17 protein-coding genes are annotated in these 17,033 nt (G+C 72.0%); 13 read left to right on the top strand and 4 right to left on the bottom strand.

The features are described 5' to 3' along the window. Nucleotides 1-39 precede the first annotated feature (39 nt). The gene (gene groES, locus AB0M80_RS02175) at nucleotides 40-333 is read left to right on the top strand and encodes a co-chaperone GroES (protein WP_004559922.1); all 294 of its coding nucleotides are present in this window, start codon (nucleotides 40-42) and stop codon (nucleotides 331-333) included. 97 nt (nucleotides 334-430) lie between these two features. Further along, nucleotides 431-2,044 carry a chaperonin GroEL gene (gene groL, locus AB0M80_RS02170; protein ID WP_364557633.1) on the top strand — a complete coding sequence of 538 codons (1,614 nt, stop codon included), beginning with the start codon at nucleotides 431-433 and terminating at the stop codon, nucleotides 2,042-2,044. A gap of 162 nt (nucleotides 2,045-2,206) precedes the next feature. Here the strand turns inward: groL and AB0M80_RS02165 are convergent, their stop codons facing one another. Beyond that, a complete protein-coding gene (locus AB0M80_RS02165; RefSeq protein WP_364557631.1) occupies nucleotides 2,207-2,527 on the bottom strand; it encodes a WhiB family transcriptional regulator in 321 nt (106 codons plus the stop codon). Between the two features lie 191 nt (nucleotides 2,528-2,718). Between AB0M80_RS02165 and AB0M80_RS02160 the strand changes: the two genes are divergently transcribed. The 5 genes from AB0M80_RS02160 to AB0M80_RS02140 all read left to right on the top strand — a co-directional run bounded on the left by AB0M80_RS02160 (nucleotide 2,719) and on the right by AB0M80_RS02140 (nucleotide 7,212). Beyond that, on the top strand, nucleotides 2,719-3,663 hold the full coding sequence (locus tag AB0M80_RS02160) for a MerR family transcriptional regulator (protein WP_364557628.1): 945 nt from the start codon (nucleotides 2,719-2,721) through the stop codon (nucleotides 3,661-3,663). Nucleotides 3,664-3,726: 63 nt separating this feature from the next. Further along, a complete protein-coding gene (locus tag AB0M80_RS02155) occupies nucleotides 3,727-4,581 on the top strand; it encodes a hypothetical protein (protein WP_364557625.1) in 855 nt (284 codons plus the stop codon). A 131-nt stretch (nucleotides 4,582-4,712) separates the two neighbouring features. Beyond that, on the top strand, nucleotides 4,713-5,309 hold the full coding sequence (locus AB0M80_RS02150) for a response regulator transcription factor (RefSeq protein ID WP_003073605.1): 597 nt from the start codon (nucleotides 4,713-4,715) through the stop codon (nucleotides 5,307-5,309). A gap of 394 nt (nucleotides 5,310-5,703) precedes the next feature. After that, nucleotides 5,704-6,276, top strand: coding sequence for a sigma-70 family RNA polymerase sigma factor (locus AB0M80_RS02145; protein ID WP_364558551.1), 573 nt, complete (start codon nucleotides 5,704-5,706; stop codon nucleotides 6,274-6,276). Further along, a complete protein-coding gene (locus tag AB0M80_RS02140) occupies nucleotides 6,277-7,212 on the top strand; it encodes an anti-sigma-D factor RsdA (RefSeq protein WP_364557622.1) in 936 nt (311 codons plus the stop codon). 67 nt (nucleotides 7,213-7,279) lie between these two features. Here AB0M80_RS02140 and AB0M80_RS02135 read toward each other — a convergent pair whose 3' ends face one another. Beyond that, nucleotides 7,280-7,675, bottom strand: a complete 396-nt coding sequence (locus tag AB0M80_RS02135) for a DUF5319 domain-containing protein (RefSeq protein WP_003073549.1) — start codon at nucleotides 7,673-7,675, stop codon at nucleotides 7,280-7,282. Nucleotides 7,676-7,804: 129 nt separating this feature from the next. Between AB0M80_RS02135 and guaB the strand changes: the two genes are divergently transcribed. The 3 genes from guaB (at nucleotide 7,805) to AB0M80_RS02120 (ending at nucleotide 11,223) form a co-directional block, all read left to right on the top strand. Beyond that, complete coding sequence (guaB, locus tag AB0M80_RS02130) at nucleotides 7,805-9,316, top strand: IMP dehydrogenase (RefSeq protein WP_364557620.1); 1,512 nt, start codon at nucleotides 7,805-7,807, stop codon at nucleotides 9,314-9,316. A 165-nt stretch (nucleotides 9,317-9,481) separates the two neighbouring features. Then, nucleotides 9,482-10,012, top strand: a complete 531-nt coding sequence (locus AB0M80_RS02125; RefSeq protein WP_364557617.1) for a hypothetical protein — start codon at nucleotides 9,482-9,484, stop codon at nucleotides 10,010-10,012. A gap of 77 nt (nucleotides 10,013-10,089) precedes the next feature. Further along, nucleotides 10,090-11,223 carry a GuaB3 family IMP dehydrogenase-related protein gene (locus AB0M80_RS02120; protein ID WP_364557614.1) on the top strand — a complete coding sequence of 378 codons (1,134 nt, stop codon included), beginning with the start codon at nucleotides 10,090-10,092 and terminating at the stop codon, nucleotides 11,221-11,223. Here AB0M80_RS02120 and AB0M80_RS02115 read toward each other — a convergent pair. After that, complete coding sequence (locus tag AB0M80_RS02115; RefSeq protein WP_364557611.1) at nucleotides 11,207-11,407, bottom strand: DUF397 domain-containing protein; 201 nt, start codon at nucleotides 11,405-11,407, stop codon at nucleotides 11,207-11,209. The two genes, AB0M80_RS02120 and AB0M80_RS02115, sit on opposite strands and share 17 nt — an antisense overlap. Before the next feature lie 155 nt (nucleotides 11,408-11,562). On the opposite strand from AB0M80_RS02115, the gene AB0M80_RS02110 reads away from it, so the two are divergent. The 3 genes from AB0M80_RS02110 to AB0M80_RS02100 all read left to right on the top strand — a co-directional run bounded on the left by AB0M80_RS02110 (nucleotide 11,563) and on the right by AB0M80_RS02100 (nucleotide 15,570). Beyond that, nucleotides 11,563-13,275 carry a GMC family oxidoreductase gene (locus tag AB0M80_RS02110; RefSeq protein WP_364557608.1) on the top strand — a complete coding sequence of 571 codons (1,713 nt, stop codon included), beginning with the start codon at nucleotides 11,563-11,565 and terminating at the stop codon, nucleotides 13,273-13,275. A 10-nt stretch (nucleotides 13,276-13,285) separates the two neighbouring features. Beyond that, entirely contained in the window at nucleotides 13,286-13,993 is a 708-nt protein-coding gene (locus AB0M80_RS02105; RefSeq protein WP_364557605.1) for a maleylpyruvate isomerase family mycothiol-dependent enzyme, read from the top strand. Between the two features lie 71 nt (nucleotides 13,994-14,064). Continuing rightward, nucleotides 14,065-15,570 carry an FAD-binding oxidoreductase gene (locus AB0M80_RS02100; protein WP_364557602.1) on the top strand — a complete coding sequence of 502 codons (1,506 nt, stop codon included), beginning with the start codon at nucleotides 14,065-14,067 and terminating at the stop codon, nucleotides 15,568-15,570. Here AB0M80_RS02100 and AB0M80_RS02095 read toward each other — a convergent pair. Then, entirely contained in the window at nucleotides 15,567-17,012 is a 1,446-nt protein-coding gene (locus AB0M80_RS02095; RefSeq protein ID WP_364557599.1) for an aldehyde dehydrogenase family protein, read from the bottom strand. The genes AB0M80_RS02100 and AB0M80_RS02095 overlap by 4 nt on opposite strands. Nucleotides 17,013-17,033: the final 21 nt, after the last annotated feature.

Below are 17,033 nucleotides of genomic sequence, written 5' to 3'. Positions count from 1 at the left end.
ATCCTGCCAACGCTTTCGACGACCGTGGAGGTCAACCCGGTGAGCGTGAACATCAAGCCGCTCGAGGACAAGATCGTTGTCCAGACGAGCGAGGCCGAGGAGACGACCGCTTCCGGCCTCGTCATCCCCGACACCGCCAAGGAGAAGCCCCAGGAGGGCAAGGTTCTGGCCGTGGGCCCGGGCCGGATCGACGACAAGGGCAACCGCGTCCCGCTGGACGTGAACGTCGGCGACGTCGTCATCTACTCGAAGTACGGCGGCACCGAGGTCAAGTACAACGGTGAGGACTACCTCATCCTCTCCGCCCGCGACGTGCTGGCCGTCATCAACTGACGTCCGCTCGCAGCGCATGACGCCCCGGGCCCCGCACAAGCCGGGGGACGGGGCGTTCCTGCGTTCTGGACCCACCGAAAGGTAAGCGGAAACCGCTATGCCCAAGCAGATCAAATTCGACGAGGACGCTCGTCGCGCACTCGAGCGCGGGGTGAACAAGCTCGCCGACGCGGTCAAGGTCACCCTCGGCCCGCGTGGCCGTCACGTCGTGCTCGACAAGAAGTTCGGCGGGCCGACCATCACCCTCGACGGCGTGACCGTCGCCCGTGAGATCGAGCTCGCCGACCCGTTCGAGAACCTCGGCGCGCAGCTCGCCAAGAGCGTCGCCACCAAGACCAACGACGTCGCCGGCGACGGCACCACGACCGCGACCGTGCTCGCGCAGTCGCTGGTGAAGGTCGGCCTGCGCAACGTCGCGGCCGGCGCCAACCCGACCGCGATCGGCCGCGGCATCGAGGCCGCCGCGGAGAAGGTCATCGCGGTCCTCAAGGAGAAGGCGACCCCGGTCAAGGGCCGCGAGAACATCGCCCAGGTCGGCACCGTCACCTCCCGCGACGCGAACATCGGCGCCCTGCTCGGCGAAGCCGTCGAGAAGGTCGGCGAGGACGGCGTCATCACCATCGAGGAGTCGTCGACCCTGGCGACCGAGCTGGTGATCACCGAGGGTGTCCAGTTCGACAAGGGCTTCCTCTCGGCGCACTTCGCGACCAACCCGGAGGAGCAGAAGGCGATCCTCGAGGACGCCTACATCCTGCTGGTCCGCGAGAAGATCTCCTCGCTGGCGGACCTGCTGCCGGTGCTCGAGAAGGTCGTCGAGGCCAAGAAGCCGCTGCTGATCATCGCCGAAGACGTCGACGGCGAAGCGCTGTCGACCCTCGTGGTGAACTCGCTGCGCAAGACGATCACCGCGGTCGCCGTCAAGGCGCCGTTCTTCGGTGACCGCCGCAAGGCGTTCCTGGACGACCTCGCGGTCGTCACCGGCGGCGAGGTGATCTCCACGGAGATCGGCATGAAGCTGGCCGACGCGAACCTCGGTTCGCTCGGCAGCGCGCGGCGCATCGTCGTCACCAAGGACGACACCACCATCGTCGACGGCGCCGGCACCAAGGACGCCACCCAGGCGCGGATCGCGCAGATCCGCAAGGAGATCGAGAGCACCGACTCCGACTGGGACCGCGAGAAGCTGCAGGAGCGGCTCGCGAAGCTCGGCGGCGGTGTCGCGGTGATCAAGGTCGGCGCGGCCACCGAGACCGAGCTGAACGAGCGCAAGCACCGCATCGAGGACGCCGTGGCCGCGACCAAGGCCGCCGTCGAAGAGGGCATCCTGCCCGGCGGTGGTTCGGCTCTCGTGCACGCCGTCAAGGAGCTCGACGGCTTCCTCGGCCTCGAAGGCGACGAAGCGACCGGTGTCAAGATCGTGCGCGACGCGCTGTCCGCCCCGCTGTTCTGGATCGCGACCAACGCGGGCCACGAGGGCGCGGTCATCGTCAACAAGGTCCGGGAGCAGAGCTGGGGGCAGGGCTTCAACGCCGCCACCGGCGAGCTGACCGACCTGCTGGCCGCCGGCATCGTGGACCCGGTCAAGGTGACCCGGTCCGCGGTGGCGAACGCCGCCTCCATCGCCCGGCTGGTCCTCACCACGGAGTCGTCCGTGGTCGAGAAGCCGGCCGACGAGGAGCCCGCCGCGGGCGGCCACGGCCACTCGCACTGACGCAGTCCACGTCCGGAGCGGGGCGGCACCTCCACGGAGGTGCCGCCCCGCTCTGCGTCTGCCGGCCCCCGCCTCCCCGCCCCTGGAGGGGGGCCGGAACGGGCTCGGACAGCACGGAGGGCGGCACCCCACCCGGTGCCGCCCTCCGAGGTCGGTGGGCGCTCAGCCGCCGGACATGCTGAACGCGCGTTTGTCGGACTTGATGATGTGCTCCCGTTCGGACTCCGAGAGCCCGCCCCAGATGCCGTACGGCTCGTGCACCGCGAGCGCGTGGCTGCGGCACATCTCCAAGACCGGGCAGCTCAGGCAGACGGCCTTCGCCCTGGCCTCCCGCCGTGCCCGCGCCGGGCCGCGCTCGCCGTCCGGGTGAAAGAAGGACGCACTGTCCATTCCCCGGCACGACCCTTCGAGCTGCCAGTCCCACATGTCGGCGTTGGGTCCTGGGAGCCTGCGCGTGTCTGCCATCCTGACCGCCTCCGTCATCCGGTCGATGCCGCTAGCTGCTCTGCTGTGGTGCCGATACTCCATTCGGTGCAACGGCGGTAACGTTAGAAGCGCGCCAATAGTTGTTCAAGCGATTCGGTGCGATTCAGCCGTTAGGCATCCCCCGGATGTGTGAGCAGGCCTTTCGCCTCCGGTTGCCGACTCCGCTGAGTGCCTGGATATTGAGCCTCGTGGGAGCTGGGTCGGGCACCGAAGAACCCACCCTGCCGGTGGCCTCTGTCGCCCGCCGGCTCGGGGTCGCGCCGTCCACCCTCCGAACCTGGGACCGCCGCTACGGACTGGGCCCCAGCCGGCACACCGACGGCCGCCACCGCCGCTACGGCAGCTCCGACATCGGCCGGCTCGAACTGATGCAGCGCGCGTTGCTGAGCGGCGCGTCGACGGCCGAGGCGGCGCGGTACGCCCTCGAGCAGATGCCGCGCTCCGGACCGCCGCAGCCGGAGGAACCGGGGGAACCTCCCGAGGCCGGCGCCGCCGACGACGGCCACGAGGTCCGCTCCCGCCTCGCCCGGCGGCTGAGCACCGCGGCCCTCGCCATGGACGTCGGCGCGGTGCAGCGGATGCTCGCCGACACCATCGCCGAACTCGGCGTGCTCCCGGCGTGGACCGGCGTGATCGAGCCGGTGCTGTCGGCGCTCGGGGCCCGCTGGCGCGGCGCCAGCGCGGGCGCCGAGGTCGAGTACCTGCTCGCGGAGTGCGTGTTCGCCGCGCTGGTGCGCGCGACCCCGGTGCTCGACGAACCCCGCAACACCCGCCCGGTGCTGCTCGGCTGCGTCCCCGGCGAGCGCGACACGATGCCGATGTACGCGCTGGCCGCGTCACTGGCCGGGCGGCGGATCGGCGCCCAGCTGTTCGGGGTGCCGCTGCCCGCCGAGGTCCTGGCGGTCGCGGTGCGCCGCAGCGCGCCCGCGGCCGTGGTGCTGTGGGCGCACGGGCACGGGGTCGCCGACGCCCGCCTGTTCGCGAGGGTCTCCCGCGGACGCCAGCGCACCAGGCTGTTCGCTTGCGGCCCCGGCTGGGACCCGGCCGGGCTGCCGGACAAGGTCGAGCTCCTGACGGACCTCCCGGGCGCGGCGGACCGCCTCGAGCACGTCCTGGTCGGCGTGCGCGGCTAACGGATCCGCGCAGCCGGTCACTTCGATCATGTTTTTGTCGGTGCGACCCGCTAGAAAGGACGGGTGCACGAACCCGCCCTGAGGGCCGCCGCGTTCGGGAGCGCTCCGCTGCCCGATCCCGCCGTCACGCGCGGCGGCGGCAGCCCGCGGGAACGGCTGCTCGCCGCCGTCGTGCTGGGGGCCCAGGGCCGGTACGCGGCCGCCGCGACCCTTCTCGACGGACTTCGAAACGGGACCGACCCCCTCGAAGCCTCCCTCGCCGCCAGCACTCTCGCGGCGCACCGGCGGCAGCTGGGCGGCCACCGGCACGCCCGTGCGCTCGACGGTGAGGCCTTCGCCAAAGCCGCCGGCCTGGAAACCGGGCGCGATCCCGACGGCCTCGACGCCGCCGGTGCGAGAGCCGACGCCCTGCTCGGCCTCGCCGCCGACAACCTCGCACTGGGCCGGTTGAGCGCCGCCCGCAGGCTGGCCGCCCGGGCCGCCGCCCAGGACGCCGGGTGGCGCGCGCGGGTCCGGGGCGGCTGGGTCGGTGCCGAAATCGAACTCGCCGCAGGTCAGGGCGCCGCCGCGGTGCCGCACGCCGAGCGGTCCTTCGAAACGGCGCTCGCGCGCGGTGCGCGGCGGCACTCGGTGAAATCCGGGATTGTGCTGGCTGTCGCCCTGCGGGTGGCCGAGGCTCCCGATCACCGGAAGATTTCGGACGACCTTGTCGGAAATGCAATGGCGGCCGCCGAGGAATGCGAACTCCTTTCACTTTTGTGGCCGGCGGCCCTCGTCGCGGTCGACCTGCGCCCAGGACACGCCGAGGAGTATCGATTCAGAGTGGCGCAGGTGTTGCACGCAGTGTTACGAAGCGCAGATCCTTGCGGGAGGAGGGTTGCGGGGGAATCACCATGGGTCCCCGTCCCGGGTGGTTGAGCCGTCGGAATGGGGTGTTCCGGCATCCGGGCTAAGAAAGTTCAAAAAAAGCCACCGGATCGTGTCAAGGTTCGGGCTAAAGCGTCCGATAGGGGAAGAGGAATGTCACCCGGCTGCAGGAAGGAAACCCCGTGACGACGGTCTTGATCTGCGACGACCGACGCAGTGTCCGTGAAGGGCTCACCCGAGTGATGTCCGCGGTCCCTGGGGTCAGTCGCATCGACTGCGTAGCGCACGGTGACGAGCTGCTGGCCCGGTACTCCCGTCAGCCCGTCGACGTCGTGCTGGTCGGGACGCAACGCGCGGTCCCGACGGGTGTCGAAGCCACCCGGCGGCTCGTCTCGGCCAACCCCCAGGCGAACGTCATCGTCTTCGGCGCCCCGGACGACGCGGGCAGCATCGCCGCCGCGATCGCCGGCGGTGCCCGCGGCTACCTCCGCTGGGACGCGTCCCGGCCGGAGCTGGTCGCCGCACTGGCCCACACCCTCGCGAGCACCTCGGTGCCCGCGCCCCGTCAGCCGTCCGACCCGGGCGTCCAGCTGACCGAGCGCGAGCTTCAGGTGCTCCGCGGGATGAGCCAGGGCAAGAGCAACGGCCAGATCGGCCGCGAGCTCTACCTGTCCGAGGACACGGTCAAGACCCACGCCCGGCGGCTGTTCCGCAAGCTCGGCGTGCGCGACCGCGCGCAGGCCGTGGCGCACGGCTTCCGTCGCGGCCTGGTCAGCTGACCCGTCCACGCGGCACTCTCCTCGATCCTGACACGGCCGGATGCAGGTGACGACGGGCCAGGGCGCACCGCCCTGGCCCGTACCTGTGTGGTCCCCATCACACTCCGGCGCCCACCAGGGCACCCTCCGCGGCGGCCCCCGCCCCGGTCCCCGTCCCTCCGACGGATCTCGTACCCGCGACGCCCGTTCGCTCGTTGGATCGGTGTTGCCGGGCGCGGGACGGCACGACAATCCGTATTTCCGCGGCTCCCGAGGCCGCGGCGCGCCGGGGAGCACCGCGCGCGCCGAGCCGGGGCGGAGCGAAGGTACGGTAGCGGTCTCCGGCGCGCGGTGGAGGCGACCACGAGCCGGGTTCTTTGCACACCTACGCGTAACACTGGGACTGTTGTCTGCGATGGCCAATGTGGGGGATGGACTGGATGAACCGGTCGCCGCTGCTGTCGAGGGAGATCCCCAGGCAGTGGAGCGGCTGCTGGCTGCCATCCGTCCACTGGTAGTGCGGTATTGCCGCGCCCGGGTTGGCAGGCAGGAGCGATCGTTCGCTTCAGCGGACGACGTTGCGCAGGAGGTGTGTCTCGCGGTGCTAACGGCATTGCCCTCGTACCGCGATCAAGGCCGCCCGTTTCTGGCCTTCGTGTACGGGATCGCCCAGCACAAGGTGGCCGACGCGCACCGCGCGGCGGCGCGCAACCGGTCCGAGCCGGTGGCCGAGATACCCGACGAGGTCGAAGTCGGGGTCGGGCCCGAGCAGCGGGCGCTGCAAGGTGAACTGAACGAGCGGATGTCCCAGTTGTTGCAGGTGCTGCCGGACAAGCAGCGGGAGATCGTGGTGCTGCGCGTGGTCGTCGGCCTGTCGGCGGAGGAGACCGCGGATGCGGTCGGCTCCACCCCCGGCGCCGTCCGCGTCGCCCAGCACCGCGCCCTCGCGCGGCTGAGAAAGGTCCTGGCCGCGGAGGAGGTGATCTGAGTGACCGGTCACGAGAAGAGATTCGAGCCGGACGACGTTTTCGGCAGTGGCCTGACGGCGTCGGAGGCGGAGTTCGCCGCCGACCTGTCGGCCGTGCAAGCCGACGACGCGCTGCTCGATGCGCTCGGCGGGTCCGACCCGGCGCTGGCCGACGGTCTCGGCGACCAGGAGCTCAATGCGTTGCTGGTGGCGTGGCGAAGAGACATCGACAGCGAGCCCCTGGCCGAGCTCGTCGACGTCGACACCGCGGTGCGCACCGTCAGTACCGCCGCTCTCGCGAGGCGGCACGCTTCGAGCGGACGCCGCCGCAGGCTGCTCGTCCCCATTGCTGTCGCCGCCGCTGTGCTGGCGATCGCGTTCACCGGGACCGGGCTGGCCGCGCGCTCCGCGCAACCCGGAGACACGCTGTGGGGCCTCGCCAAGGTCCTCTACTCCGACCACACCCGTTCGGTCGAGGCGGCCGCGACCGCGAAGCTCGACCTCGAGAAGGCCAACCTGGCCATCGCGGGTGGCAACCTCGACGCCGCCCGCCAGGCCCTCCAGGACGCCCAGGCCGCCCTGTCGCAGGTCACCGACGAGGAGAACCGCGACCAGCTGATGGAGCAGCACCGGCAGCTCGCCGCCCAGCTGCAGAACCCGGAAGCGCCGGTCCAGGGCCCGATCCAGACCTCGGTGCCGCCGGTGGTCCCCGGCGCCCCCTCGTCGCAGGTGCCGCCGGCCGGCTCGGCGACGTCCATCCCCGGCAGCGGCAGCGGCACCACGAGCCTGCCCGGCAGCGGGACGCCGACCCCGACGCCCCCGCCGCCGACCACCGAGACGCCGACCCCGACGCCCACCCCGCCGCCGACCACCACGGTCGCGAGCGGGAACGATCCGGGCACGCCGCGCAGCGAGTCCGCCGGCGGCCAGCCGCAGGGCGTCAGCGAAACGCCGTAGAACCGGACAGGTACGAAAAAGCCCTGGTGAGTTTGCTCACCAGGGCTTTTTCGTGGGTTGCGGACGCTCAGTAGGCGCTTTCGTTGGCCGTCACGCCGTCGGCGAAGCCGCGGCAGTAGTCCCAGCTCACGTAGTCGCCGGGGTTCGGGTCGTAGGCCGGCTCGTGCGGCCGCATCCGCCCGTCGGCCAGCAGTTGCTCGAGGCTCGCCCGCAGCAGGTGCCAGTCGTGGTAGTGCGGTTCGTCGCACTCACCGCAGTCGACGACGATCCCGCGAACCCCGCGGGGTTCGAGGAGCGCCTGGTAGACGGCCAGATCCGAGAGATCGGCCAGGAGTTCGGTGCGTTCGGAATCGCTGATCGGCTCGTCCAGCCGGTCCTCGGGGTCTCCGAATGCGCGGGCCGGGTCGTCCGGGTCGTCCGCGAACGGGTCTGGAGGCAGGACATCATGCGCCACGGCCTGCACGGTACCGGGCGGCCCCGCCGGCCCGCCCACCGCCCGGGGCGGGCGGTGGGCGGCAGATATCATGAGGGGAAGGCTCCGAGTCGCCACAGCGACCCCGCTCATCCCGCGCCAGGAAGGCCCTTCACCCGCATGACCAGCGACGGCACCACCGCCCCCGTTCCGGCCAAGTTCGCCATGCTCGGCCTGACCTTCGACGACGTGCTGCTGCTGCCGGCCGAATCGGACGTGGTCCCCAGCACGGTCGACACGAGCACCCGGCTGACCCGGAACATCACCCTCGGCGTCCCGCTGGTGTCCGCGGCGATGGACACCGTCACCGAGGCGCGGATGGCCATCGCCATGGCCCGCCAGGGCGGCATCGGCGTGCTCCAGCGCAACCTGCCCGTCGACGAGCAGGCCGCCGCGATCGAGGTCGTCAAGCGGTCGGAGGCCGGCATGGTCACCGACCCGGTCACCTGCTCGCCGGACGCCACGCTGGCCGAGGTCGACGCCCTGTGCGCGCGGTTCCGCATCTCCGGGGTGCCGGTGACCGACGCGGCCGGGACGCTGGTCGGCATCATCACCAACCGCGACATGCGGTTCGAGGTCGACCACAGCCGCCCGGTGTCCGAGGTCATGACGAAGGCGCCGCTGATCACCGCGCAGGTCGGGGTGTCGGCGGACGCGGCGCTCGGCCTGCTGCGCCGGCACAAGATCGAGAAGCTGCCGATCGTCGACGGCGCGGGCAAGCTGCGCGGCCTGATCACGGTCAAGGACTTCGTGAAGACCGAGCAGTACCCGAAGGCGACGAAGGACCCGGACGGGCGGCTCATCGTCGGCGCGGCGGTCGGGGTCGGCCTGGACGGGCACAAGCGCGCGATGGCGCTGGCCGACGCGGGTGTCGACGTGCTGATGGTCGACACCGCCCACGGGCACTCCCGGGCCGTCGTCGAGATGGTCTCGCTGCTGAAGAAGGAGCTGGGCGACTCCGTCGACATCGTCGGCGGCAACGTCGCGACGCGAGCCGGCGCGCAGGCGCTGGTCGACGCGGGCGCGGACGGCATCAAGGTCGGCGTCGGCCCGGGCTCCATCTGCACCACCCGGATCGTGGCGGGTGTCGGCGTGCCGCAGATCTCGGCCATCTACGAGGCCGACCAGGCGGCCCGGCCGGCGGGCATCCCGGTGATCGGCGACGGCGGCATCCAGTACTCGGGTGACATCGCGAAGGCCATCGCGGCCGGGGCGTCCACGGTGATGCTGGGCAGCCTGCTCGCCGGCACCGCCGAGTCGCCGGGCGACCTGATCCTGGTCAACGGCAAGCAGTTCAAGGTCTACCGCGGCATGGGCTCGCTGGGCGCGATGCAGTCCCGCGGCCAGGGCAAGTCCTACTCGAAGGACCGTTACGCCCAGGACGACGTGCTCAACGAGGACAAGCTGGTGCCCGAAGGCATCGAAGGCCGGATCCCGTTCCGCGGCCCGCTCGCGAACGTCGTGCACCAGCTGGTCGGCGGCCTGCGCGCGGGCATGGGCTACGCCGGCGCCGAGACGATCGCGCAGCTGCAGGAGGCGCAGCTGGTCCGGATCACCGCGGCCGGCCTCAAGGAGAGCCACCCGCACGACATCACGATGACCGTCGAGGCGCCGAACTACACGACCCGCTAGTCCTGGGGCTCGTCGATGCGCCGCCTGTTTCACGGCACGCGTGGGACAGGCTGGTTCACGGCACCCGTTAGGCCGGTCGTGCACCTGCTGGGTCATCGTGACCTAGCGTGCTTACGGTAATCGGTCTATCGCCTTCTGTGGCGGTCGTAGTGTGCACTAGAGCGCATGACGGTCGGCCGGTTCACCCGCGTGCTGCGCAAGGTGTTCTTCACGGCCGTCGCCTTGGTGTCGCTGTTCCTCGGCGGCGTGGTCTGCCTGATGTGCCAGGTGCTGGCCGGCCGGGACGCGCCGACCTACCGCGTCGAGGGCCACGTGGTGTCCCACGAGCAGGGGGCGCTCCCGGTCGGCGGGGACGAGGACGCGGAGAGCCACACCATCGCCGTGGACGCCGCGGGCGGGCGGCACTACCGCGTCACCGCGGTCGGTCCCGGCCTGGACCTGCCACCCGGCCAGCCGGTGACGCTCGACGTCTCCGCGGCCGACGGCAGCATCGCCTACCTGCGCGCGGGCGGCGGGGTCGTCGACCTGCGCTCGGGCGTGATCCGGCCGGTGGTGCTGATCGTCGCCAGCCTGCTGGCCCTGGGCGCGGTGTACTTCGGCGCCGTCCGGCTCAACGTCTACCCGCCGGTGGCGACCTGGCTGGCCCTCGCGCTGGGCGCGGTGCTGGCGCCGGTCGCCGTGTTCGTGCGGGTCTAGACCCCCGTGCGCGGGTCACCCACGCGGCCTAGCGACAATGGGGCACGGCAGATCGTCGTCGTTCGAGGAGGCTTCACGTGCGGGACCTGGTCGAGATCGGGATGGGCCGCACCGCGCGGCGGGCGTATGACCTCGACGACGTCGAGATCGTGCCGTCGCGGCGGACCCGGTCGTCTTCGGTGGTGTCCACCTCATGGCAGATCGACGCCTACCGCTTCGACCTGCCGCTCGTCACGCACCCGACCGACGCGATCGTCTCGCCCGGCACCGCGGTCGCCGTCGGCGAGCTGGGCGGCCTGGGCGTGCTGAACGCCGAAGGCCTCTGGGCGCGGCACGCGAACGTCGAGGACGCCATCTTCCAGCTGGTCCGCGCGGCCGAGGACCTCGAGGACCCGACCGCGGTCGGCCGCGTGCTGCAGGAGCTGCACGCCGCGCCGATCCGGCTCGACCTGCTGACCGAGGCCATCAAGACGGTCCGCGAATCCGGCGTCACGGTGGCCGCGCGCGTCAGCCCGCAGCACGCCGCCGAGCTGACCCCGGACCTGATCGCGGCCGGCGTCGAGATCCTCGTCGTGCAGGGCACGATCATCTCCGCCGAGCACGTCGTGCGCGACGCCGAGCCGCTGAACCTCAAGGACTTCATCGGCCGCCTCGACGTCCCCGTCATCGCCGGTGGCGTCAGCGACTACCGCACCGCGATGCACCTCATGCGCACCGGCGCCGCGGGTGTCATCGTCGGCCACGGCTACACCCCGGGCGTCACCAGCACCGACCGCGTGCTCGGCATCGGCGTCCCGATGGCCACGGCGATCATCGACGCCGCGGCCGCCCGCCGCGACTACCTCGACGAGACCGGCGGCCGGTACGTCCACGTGCTCGCGGACGGCGGTATCACGGTGTCGGGTGACATCGCCAAGGCCATCGCGTGCGGCGCGGACGCCGTGATGCTCGGCTCCCCGCTGGCCGCCGCCTCGGACGCGCCCGGCCAGGGCCTGTACTGGACGGCGGCGGCCGCGCACCCGTCGCTGCCGCGCTCGCGCGTGGCGGCCGGCCCGGACTACGCCGTCGACCTCAAGACCCTGCTGTTCGGGCCGTCGTCGGACGCGGAAGGCGTGGTGAACCTCTTCGGGGCGCTTCGCCGGGCGATGGCGAAGACGGGCTACTCGGACCTCAAGGAGTTCCAGCGGGTGGGGCTCACCGTTCGCCGGTGAGCTGCGCGAGGAACGCGGCGAAGGCGCCCGTGGAGTAGACGAGCACCGGGCGGGCCGGGAGTCCGGCCTGCTTGGTGTCCCGCACGCCGACGACACCGGCCGCGGTGCCGATCTCGACGCAGGCGTTCTCTTCGAAGTGGCTGTGGCTCGACTTGCGCCAACCGGTCAGCTGCTGGGGGCCCATCGTGGTCCCTCCCGGAAATCGTGTCCCGCCCGGCGGGTCCTCGCCGACGTGGACATCGAGCACTGTGGTAGTTACCCACAATTGCCGTCGGACAACCATAACTCGCGAGTAACTTACCTCTGGTCAGAACGCGGGGCCGGAGTTACGCTCCAGGTGTGACTGCCAGTAACACCACCACCAATGCGGGTGGCCTCGACTACGACGTCGTCGTGGTGGGGTCGGGGTTCGGCGGCAGCGTCGCGGCGCTGCGGCTCACCGAGAAGGGCTACCGGGTGGCCGTCGTCGAGGCGGGCCGCCGGTTCGCCGACGACGAGTTCGCGAAGACGTCGTGGGACCTCAAGCGCTACTTGTGGGCGCCGCAGGTCGGCTGCTACGGCATCCAGCGCATCCACATGCTCAACGACGTCATGGTGCTGGCGGGTGCCGGCGTCGGCGGTGGCTCGCTCGTGTACGCGAACACGCTGTACCGGCCGCTCAAGCCGTTCTACGCCGACTGCCAGTGGGCGCACATCACCGACTGGGAGTCCGAGCTCTCCCCGCACTACGACCAGGCGAGCCGCATGCTCGGCGTGGTCACCAACCCGACCGTGACCCCGTCGGACGTCGTGATGCGCGACGTCGCGAAGGACATGGGCGTCGCCGGCTCGTTCCACCCGACGCCCGTCGGCGTCTACTTCGGCAAGCCGGGCGAGCGCGCGAAGGACCCGTACTTCGGCGGGGCCGGCCCCGAGCGCACCGGCTGCACCGAGTGCGGCTCGTGCATGACCGGTTGCCGCGTCGGGGCGAAGAACACACTGGTCAAGAACTACCTCTACCTCGCGGAGAAGAACGGGGCGAAGGTCATCCCGCTGACCACGGTGACCGCCGTGACGCCGTTCGACGGCGGCTACGAAGTCAGTCTCAAGAAAACCGGGACGACGTCGAAGCGGTTCCGGACCACCATCACCGCCGAGAAGGTCGTCTTCGCCGCCGGCACCTGGGGCACCCAGAACCTGCTGCACCGGATGAAGGACACCGGACGGCTGCCGGGGCTTTCGCGCCGGCTCGGCGAGCTGACCCGCACCAACTCCGAGGCCATCATCGGCGCCGCCCGCACCGAGGTCGACGAGAGCCGCAACTTCAGCCGCGGCGTCGCGATCACCTCGTCCATCCACCCGGACGAGAACACCCACATCGAGCCGGTCCGCTACGGCAAGGGCAGCAACGCCATGAGCCTGCTGCAGACCATCGCCACCGACGGCTCTTCGCCGGTGCCGCGCTGGCAGCAGGTCGCGCGGTTCCTGCTCCGGCACCCGATCCAGTCGGCGCGGATGCTCAACGGCTACCGCTGGAGCGAGCGCACGGTGATCCTGCTGGTGATGCAGAGCCTCGACAACTCCATCACCACCTACACCAGGCGCGGGCTCTTCGGCCGCCGCAAGTACACGTCCAAGCAGGGCCACGGCGAGCCGAACCCGAGCTTCATCCCGGCCGGGCACGAGGCGAACGTCCGCGCCGCCGAGCACATCGGCGGCATCGCCGGCGGTACCTGGGGCGAGATCTTCGACATCCCGCTGACGGCGCACTTCATCGGGGGCGTCCCGATCGGCGCCACCGCCGACGAAGGCGTCATCGACCCGTACCACCGGGTCTACGGCTACCCCGGGCTGTCGGTGGTGGACGGCGCGGCGATCACCGCCAACCTGGGCGTGAACCCGTCGCTGACCATCACGGCCCAGGCCGAGCGCGCGTTCTCCTTCTGGCCCAACAAGGGCGAGGAGGACGCGCGGCCGCCGCAGGACGTGCCGTACGCCCGGCTGGAGCCGGTGGCGCCGAAGAACCCGGCCGTTCCGGCCGAGGCCCCCGCGGCGCTGCGGCGATCCTCCTAGACTCGGGGCCGTGACGGCATCCGATAAGGCACCCGCGCTGCTCGACGGCGTCCGGCGGCTCGACGACGAATGGGCGCGGGCCATCGGTGGCCTCGGCGAACCCGAGCTGCGCGCCCCCAGCGCGTTGCCCGGCTGGTCGCGCGCGCACGTCCTCGCGCACGTCGCGCGCAACGCCGATGGCCTGCACAACCTGCTGACCTGGGCGGACACCGGCGTCGAGACCCCGATGTACCCCAGTGCCGATGCGCGCGAGCGGGATATCGAGGCCGGCGCGCAGCACGCGGCCGCCGACCTGCTCGCGGACTTCGTCGCGTCGGCCGGGCGCTTCGAGCGGTACGCCGCCGCGATGCCGGACGACGCCTGGGCGCGGGAGGTCCGCAACCGGCAGGGCGCGCCCGTCACCGGGGTGGTCGTGGCGCGGATGCGGCTGTCCGAACTGACCATCCACCTCGCCGACCTCGACCGCGGCTACGACCTCGACCGCGTGCTGACGCTGCTCGGCCCGCTCGCCGAGGACGTCGTCCAGCACGCCATCACCTCCCGCGGCGCCCACCTCCCCGCGCTCCGCCTGGTCGCCGACGGGTTCGAGTGGACGATGGGCGCGGTCTCCGGCGCGACCGTCCGCGGGTCCGCCGGCGAGCTCCTGGCCTGGCTCAGCGGGCGCTCCGACGGCTCCGCCCTCGACGGCGACGTGCCCCGGATCCCGGCCTGGGCGTAACCGGTCCGCTCCGCCCGGTGAACGCCCTGCGCCCGCTCTACACTGGGCGTTCCCGGCCCGAGGAGTCCGCTGTGGACAGTGAGCACGACCAGGGGCGGTCCGGCGTCCCCCGGAGGACGTTCCTGCGCATCGCGGGCGTCTCGGCGGCCGGAGCCGTCGCCGCCGCGTGCGGGCCGGACAGCCCCACGGCCCCGGTCGCTTCGACCGCCCCGGCCGCCACGACGTCCGCGCCGCCCGCCACCGGGCTGCCCTCCGGGCCGCCGAACTGGGACGAGCTGCGGACCCAGCTGACGGGCGGCCTGCTGCGGCCGGTCAGCGAGGGCTACGACACCGCCAAGCTGGCGTTCAACCCCCTGTTCGACAGCAACAACCCGGTCGCCGTCGCGACCGCCTCGACCGTCCAGGACGTCCAGGCCTGTGTCCAGGCCGCCGCCGGGCGCGTCACCATCGCGGCGCGCAGCGGCGGTCACAGCTACGCCGGTTACTCGGTGCCCGAGGGCGGGCTGGTCGTCGACGTGGCCGCGCTGAACAAGATCGAGGTCCAGGGCGGCAAAGCCGTGATCGGCGCCGGCGCGAAGCTGAAGGACGTCTACGCCGCGCTGGCACGGGCCGGGCGCGCGCTACCCGCCGGGTCCTGCCCGACGGTCGGGATCGCCGGGCTGACCCTCGGCGGCGGCATCGGCGTGCTCGCCCGCAAGTACGGCCTGACCTGCGACCACTTGAGTTCCGCGCAGGTCGTCGTGGCCGACGGCCGGACGCTCACCGCGTCCGCGGGCTCCGAACCGGACCTGTTCTGGGCCCTGCGCGGCGGGGGCGGTGGCAACTTCGGCATCGTCACCGAATTCACCTTCGACACCGATCCGGCGCCGGAGGACCTGACGGTGTTCTCGCTGCACTTCCCGGCCGGGGCCGCGGCCGGCGTGCTCGCCGCGTGGCAGCAGTGGATCGCCTCGATGCCGCCGGAGCTCTGGGCCAACCTGGTGCTCTCGGGTGGTTCGCCGGTCCAGTGCCGCGTCGGCGGCTGCTACGTCGGCGGTACCGCCGGCCTGAACACGCTGCTGAACAACCTGACCACCAACGCCGGCGCCCGGCCGACGCAGCGCGTGGTGAAGAGCCTGGACTACCTCGGCGCCATGAAGTACTTCGAGGGCAGCTCGAACCGCCAGTCGTTCGTCGCGTCGTCGCGGATCATCACCACCCCGGTCGATGCCGCGAAGCTCGTCGCGGTCGCCGACGGCCGGCCGGGCATGGACCTGCTCATCGACGGTCTCGGCGGCGCGGTGGCCGGGCCGGCCAAGGACGCGACCGCGTTCTGGCACCGCGACGCGCTGGCCAGCGTGCAGGTCTACGCGCCGGCGACGGCGAAGACCCGGGCGACGGTCACGAAGTCGGTCGGCGAGGTCGTCGCGGGACTCGCCGCGGCCGGTGCGGGTGGCGGGTACGTCAACTACATCGATCCCGCCCTGCCCGACTGGAAGGCCGCCTACTACGGCGACAACGCGGGACGGCTCAAGGACGTCGCGCAGAAGTACGACCCCGACAGCGTCTTCCGGTTCGGGCAGGGCGTCACCGGTTAGAGGTCGATGCCGGTGAAGACGGTGACGCGTTCTTCCGTCAGGTCGTGCATCGCGGCGAGCACGCCTTCGCGGCCGACGCCGGAGCCCTTGACGCCGCCGTAGGGCATCTGGTCGGCGCGGTAGGACGGCACATCGCCGATGATCACGCCACCGACCTCCAGCTCGGCCGACGCGTGGAACGCCAGCTGGACGTCGGTGGTGAAGACCCCGGCCTGCAGGCCGTACGCGGATTCGTTGACCGAGCGGAAGGCGGCGTCCACACCGTCCACAACGGACACCGCGAGGACCGGGCCGAAGATCTCCTCCGCCCAGGCCCTGGTGCCCGGCGGGACGTCGGTGAGCAGCGTCGGGGCCACGGTCGCGCCCTCGCGGGTGCCGCCGGTGAGCACCTTCGCGCCGGCCTCGACGGCCTCGTCGACCCAGGCGATGATCCGTTCGGCGGCGGCTTCGTCGACCACCGGGCCGACGTCGGTGTTGCGGTCGTACGGGTCGCCGGTCCGCTGCGCCTCGACGGCTTCCCGCAGCGCGGGCACGAACTCCTCGGCCACGGCGGCGTCCACGATCACCCGCTGCACCGCGATGCAGGACTGCCCGGCCTGGTAGTTGCCGAAGGTGGCGATGCGGTGGGCGGCGCCTTCGGGGTCGGGCCAGTCGCGCAGGACGACGGCCGCCGCGTTGCCGCCGAGCTCGAGCACGACGTGCTTGCGCGGCGCGGCGTCCTTGAGCGACCAGCCGACCGGACCGGAGCCGGTGAAGGACACGACGGGCAGCCGCGGGTCGGCCACGAGGGCCTGGGTGTCCTCGTTCCCCAGCGGCAGCACCGAAAACGCGCCTTCCGGCAGGTCCGTCTCGGCCAGGATCTCGCCGAGGACGAGCGCCGACAACGGCGTCCGCGGCGCGGGCTTGACGATGATCGGGGCACCGATCGCCAGCGACGGCGCCACCTTGTGCGCGACCAGGTTGAGCGGGAAGTTGAACGGCGCGATGCCGAGCACCGGCCCGCGCGGGACGCGGCGGGTCAGCGCCAGCCGCGCCTCGCCCGCCGGGTCGGTGTCGAGGCGCTGGACTTCGCCGGTGAAGCGGCGGGCCTCCTCGGCGGCGATGCGGAACACCGACACCGCGCGCTTGACCTCGGCCTCGGCCCACTTGAGCGGCTTGCCGTTCTCGGCGGTGATCACTTCGGCGATCTCCTCGGCGCGCGCGGCGAGCGCGCGGGAGACGTGGTCGAGGGCCCCCGCGCGCAGGTGCGCGGGGCTGCGCCGGAACTCCTTGGCGACCGAGGCCGCGGCGGCCACCGCGCGTTCGACCTGCTCCGGCCCGGGCACGGCGACCGTGGCGACCTCGCTGCCGTCGTACGGGTGGTGCACGACGAGGGTGGTGGCGCCCGGTTCGGGGCGACCGGCGATCCAGGCGGGGCGCGGCTCGGGGGTGATCATGTCCATGCGTACCAACGTAATCCGGGT

The organism is Amycolatopsis sp. NPDC051045 (genome assembly GCF_040682955.1).
Classification (GTDB): domain Bacteria; phylum Actinomycetota; class Actinomycetes; order Mycobacteriales; family Pseudonocardiaceae; genus Amycolatopsis.
This window is presented reverse-complemented; position numbering and strand designations above follow the sequence as displayed.

Excerpts from the sequence above, each read along its gene's own strand:
- guaB (WP_364557620.1), top strand. The coding sequence starts at position 7,805 with ATGACCAGCGACGGCACCACCGCCCCCGTTCCGGCCAAGTTCGCCATG.
- AB0M80_RS02145 (WP_364558551.1), top strand. The coding sequence starts at position 5,704 with ATGGCCAATGTGGGGGATGGACTGGATGAACCGGTCGCCGCTGCTGTC.
- AB0M80_RS02125 (WP_364557617.1), top strand. The coding sequence starts at position 9,482 with ATGACGGTCGGCCGGTTCACCCGCGTGCTGCGCAAGGTGTTCTTCACG.
- AB0M80_RS02095 (WP_364557599.1), bottom strand. The coding sequence starts at position 17,012 with ATGGACATGATCACCCCCGAGCCGCGCCCCGCCTGGATCGCCGGTCGC.
- AB0M80_RS02115 (WP_364557611.1), bottom strand. The coding sequence starts at position 11,407 with ATGGGCCCCCAGCAGCTGACCGGTTGGCGCAAGTCGAGCCACAGCCAC.
- AB0M80_RS02165 (WP_364557631.1), bottom strand. The coding sequence starts at position 2,527 with ATGACGGAGGCGGTCAGGATGGCAGACACGCGCAGGCTCCCAGGACCC.
- groL (WP_364557633.1), top strand. The coding sequence starts at position 431 with ATGCCCAAGCAGATCAAATTCGACGAGGACGCTCGTCGCGCACTCGAG.